We start from the raw sequence: 4742 nt of genomic DNA on the forward strand, positions 1-4742 counted from the left end.
GGCACTGCTGGCGACCTACGGTCAGGACCGCCCCGAGGGGCGGCCGCTCTGGCTCGGCTCGGTCAAGTCGAACATCGGCCACACCCAGGCCGCGGCCGGCGTGGCCGGCGTGATCAAGATGGTGCAGGCCATGCGGCACGGCATGCTGCCCAGGACCCTGCACGTGGACGAGCCCTCCACCCACGTGGACTGGACCGCCGGGGAGGTCCGGCTGCTGACCGAGGCCCGCGAGTGGCCCGAGGTCGAACGCCCGCGCCGGGCCGGGATCTCCTCGTTCGGGATCAGCGGCACCAACGCCCACACCATCATCGAGCAGGCCCCGGCCCCCGAGCCCGTGCCCGAGCCCGTGCCGACCGCGCCCGCGACGGGGCCGTGGCTGCTGTCGGCGAAGACCCGCGCGGCGCTGCCCGCCCAGGCCGGACGGCTGCTGGCCCTCGTGGACGCCGACCCGCAGCTGGAGCCGTCGGACCTCGGCTTCTCGCTGGCCACCACCCGCGCGCACTTCGAGTACCGCGCCGCCCTCACCGGGGCGGACCGCACCGAACTGCGCGACGCGCTCGCCGCACTGGCCTCCGGAGGCACCGCCCCCGGGCTGGTCGAGGGGGTCGCCGCCGGATCCCGGCCGGTGTTCGTCTTCCCGGGCCAGGGCTCGCAGTGGCAGGGCATGGCCACCGAACTCCTGGCCTCCTCACCGGTGTTCGCGGCCAGGATGGCCGAGTGCGCCGCCGCCTGCGCGCCCCACGTCGAGTGGGACCTGCTGGCCGAGCTGTCCGGCTCGCTGGACCGGGTGGACATCGTCCAGCCGCTGCTCTGGGCGGTCATGGTCTCGCTGGCGCAGACCTGGATCTCGTACGGGGTGCGCCCCGCCGCGGTGATCGGGCACTCCCAGGGCGAGATCGCGGCGGCCGTCGTCGCCGGGGCCCTCTCGCTGGAGGACGGCGCCCGGATCGTCACCCTGCGCAGCAAGGCGATCGCCGAGGACCTGTCCGGCGGGGGCGGCATGATGTCGGTCGCCCAGTCCGTCGAGCAGCTGGAGCAGCGGCTCGCCGCCTGGGACGGACAGCTCTCGATCGCGGCCCGCAACGGCTCGGGATCGGTCGTGGTGTCCGGCTTCGTCGACGCCCTGGACCGCCTGCAGGCCCAGCTGAAGGACGAGGGGATCCGGGTCAAGCGGCTCCCGGTCGACTACGCCTCGCACTCCGCGCAGGTCGAGACGGTCCACGGCCGGCTGCTGGAGACCCTGGCCGACGTCCGGCCGCTCCCCTCCGAGGTGCCCTTCTACTCGACCGTCACCGGCGACGTCATCGACACCACCGAGCTGACCGCCGAGTACTGGTACACCAACCTGCGCCGGACGGTGCTCTTCGAGCAGGCCGCCGGCGCGGCCGTCCGCAAGGGGCACGGCGTCTTCGTCGAGTCCAGCCCGCACCCGGTGCTCACCGTCGGCCTCCAGGAGACCTTCGACGGCGTCCGGGCCATCGGCTCGCTGCGCCGGGACGACGGCGGCCGGGCCAGGTTCGCCGCCGCCCTCGGCGAGGCGTTCGCCCACGGCATCGCGGTCGACTGGCAGGCGTTCTTCGACGGCCCGCGCCCCAACCGGGTCGAGCTGCCCACCTACGCCTTCCAGCACGAGCAGTTCTGGCTGGACAGCGTGTCGGGCAACACCGACGTCACCTCGGCCGGCCTCACCCCGACCGACCACCCGATCCTCAGCGCCGCGATGACCCGCGCCGACACCGACGGCGTGGTGCTCACCGGCCGCCTCTCGGTGGGCACCCACCCCTGGCTGGCGGACCACGTGGTCGGCGGGGAGCTGCTGTTCCCCGGCACCGGCTACCTCGAACTCGCCCTCCAGGCGGGCGAGTCGGTCGGCCTCGGCCGGGTCGCCGACCTGACCCTGCACGCCCCGCTGGTGCTCCCGGAGCACGGCGCGGTGCAGCTCCAGGTGGTGATCGGTGCGGCCGAGGACTCCCGGCGCCCGGTCAGCGTCTACTCGCGGGCCGAGAGCGCCGAGGACGAGCTGCCGTGGACCCGGCACGCCGACGGCGTCCTCGCCCCGGCTGGCGCCCCGGCCGAGCCGGAACTCCGGGCGTGGCCGCCCGCCGGCGCCGAGCCGATCGCGCTGGACGGGCTCTACGAGCAGCTCGCCGAGGCCGGACTCGGCTACGGGCCGGCCTTCCGGGGGCTGCGCGCCGCCTGGCGCCACGGCGAGGACGTGTACGCCGAGGTGGCCCTCGCCCAGCAGGTGGACGGCTTCGGCCTGCACCCGGCCCTCTCGGACGCCGCCCTGCACGCGGTCGGCCTCACCGGGATCGCCGCGGACGACGCGCTGCTGCCGTTCGCCTGGTCCGAGGTGCAGCTGCACGCGACCGGCGCCAGGGAACTGCGGGTCCGGGTACGGACCCTGGAGCAGCCGGGCGCGGTGTCGCTGACCCTCGCCGACGCCGCCGGCGCGCCGGTGGCGAGTGTGGGCACGCTCGCCCTGCGGCCGATCCCGGCCGACCAGCTCGCCGCCGCCGCCAAGTCGGCCCGGGCGGGCTCGCTCTACCGGGTGGACTGGGTCCCCGCGCCGACACCCGCCGAAGTACCCGACCGCCGGCTGGAGGTGCTGCGCACCCCGGCGGGCACCGGCGCCGACGAGGTCCGGGCGGCCGTCGAGGCCGTTCTGGACGAGCTGCGCGCCAAGCTGGCCGACGAACAACTCGCCGACGCCACCCTGGTGGTGGCCACCGGCGCCGACCTGGCCGGAGCGGCGGTCGCCGGACTGGTGCGCTCGGCCCAGTCGGAGAACCCCGACCGGATCGTCCTCGTCGAGCTCGACGAGGACCCGGCCTCCCCGGCCCTGCTGGCGGCCGCGGTCGCCGTCGGCGAGCCGCAGGTCGCGATCCGGGACGGCGTGATCCGGCTGCCCAGGCTGGTCCGGGCCGAACCGGCCGAGGACGCAAGCCCGTCGGAGCTCGACCCCGAGGGCACTGTCCTGGTAACCGGCGCGACCGGTGCGCTGGGCGGCCTGATCGCCCGTCACCTGGTGACCGAGTGGGGCGCCCGGAACCTGCTGCTGGTCAGCCGCCGCGGTGCGGCCGCCGACCTGGTCGCCGAGCTCACCGGACTCGGCGCCGAGGTCACCACCGCTGCCTGCGACGTGGCGGACCACGAGGGCCTCGCCGAGGTGCTGGCCGGGATCCCGGCCGAGCACCCGCTGACCGCCGTGGTGCACGCGGCCGGCGTGCTCGCCGACGGCGTGCTCTCCTCGCTCACCCCCGAACGCCTGGACACCGTGCTGCGCCCCAAGGTGGACGCGGCCTGGCACCTGCACGAGCTCACCGCCGGTCTCGACCTGAAGGCGTTCGTGCTGTTCTCCTCGGCCGCCGCCACCCTCGGCTCGCCGGGCCAGGCCAACTACGCGGCGGCGAACGCCTTCCTCGACGCGCTTGCCGGTCACCGGCGGGCGCTCGGACTGCCCGCGCAGTCCATGGCCTGGGGGCTGTGGGCGCAGGCGAGCGGGATGACCGGCACCCTCGACGACACCGACCTCTCCCGGATCTCCCGGGGCGGTGTGGCGGCGCTGGAGACCGCCGAGGGCCTGGCCCTGTTCGACGCGGCCATGCGGGCGCAGCACCCGGCGGTGCTTCCGATGAAGCTGGAGGCGGCCGGGCTGCGGGCCCAGGGCGACGCCCTGGCACCGCTCTTCCGCGCCCTGGTGCGCACCCAGCGCCAGAGCGTCTCGGACCGCCCGGCCTCGGGCGCCGACTCGCTGCGGAGCAGGCTCGCGGCGCTCCCTGAGGCGGAGCGCGGCCCGGTCCTGGTCGAGCTGGTGCGCACCCGGGCCGCCTCGGTGCTCGGGCACCGCTCGGCGGACGCGGTGGAGCAGAACCGGGCCTTCCGCGAGCTGGGCTTCGACTCGCTGGCCGCCGTCGAACTGCGCAACGCGCTGACGGCGGCGACCGAGCTCCGGCTGCCGGCGACCCTGGTGTTCGACTACCCGACCCCGGCCGAGCTGGCCGGGTACCTGCTCGACCAGCTGGTCGGCAACCTGGCGGCGGCACCGGTGGCGGCGGCGCCCGCGGCGCTGGACGACGAGCCGATCGCGATCATCGGGATGAGCTGCCGCTACCCCGGTGGCGTCGGCTCGCCCGAGGACCTGTGGAAGCTGGTCGTCGGCGAGGTGGACGCCGTCGGCGAGTTCCCGGCCGACCGCGGCTGGGACCTGGAGTCGCTCTACGACCCGACCCTGGACCGCCCCGGCACCAGCTACGCCAGGCACGGCGCGTTCCTGTACGGCGCGGGCGACTTCGACGCCGGCTTCTTCGGCATGGACCCGGACGAGGCGCTGGTCACCGACCCGCAGCAGCGGGTGCTCCTGGAGACGTCCTGGGAGGCGCTGGAGCGGGCGTCCATCGACCCGGCCTCGCTGCGGGGCAGCGCGACCGGGGTGTTCGCCGGCGTGATGTACCACGACTACTTCGAGAGCTACGGCTCCGGCAGCGTGGTGTCGGGCCGGGTCGCCTACACGCTCGGCCTGGAGGGGCCGACGCTGTCGGTGGACACCGCCTGCTCGTCCTCGCTGGTCGCACTGCACCTCGCGGTCCAGTCGCTGCGGCAGGGGGACTGCACGCTGGCGCTGGCCGGCGGTGTCACGGTGATGGCGACCCCGGGGACCTTCGTCGAGTTCAGCCGTCAGCGCGGCCTGTCGCGGGACGGGCGGTGCCGCCCGTTCGCCGACGCGGCCAACGGGACCGGCT

1 protein-coding gene is annotated in these 4742 nt (G+C 75.5%); it reads left to right on the top strand.

Going from position 1 to position 4742, the window contains the following annotated elements:
• A partial coding sequence (locus UK12_RS44650) for a type I polyketide synthase (protein WP_045306692.1) occupies positions 1-4742 on the top strand: 4742 nt, incomplete at both ends.

Origin of the sequence: Saccharothrix sp. ST-888, from assembly GCF_000955975.1 — a bacterium.
Lineage (GTDB): Bacteria > Actinomycetota > Actinomycetes > Streptomycetales > Streptomycetaceae > Kitasatospora.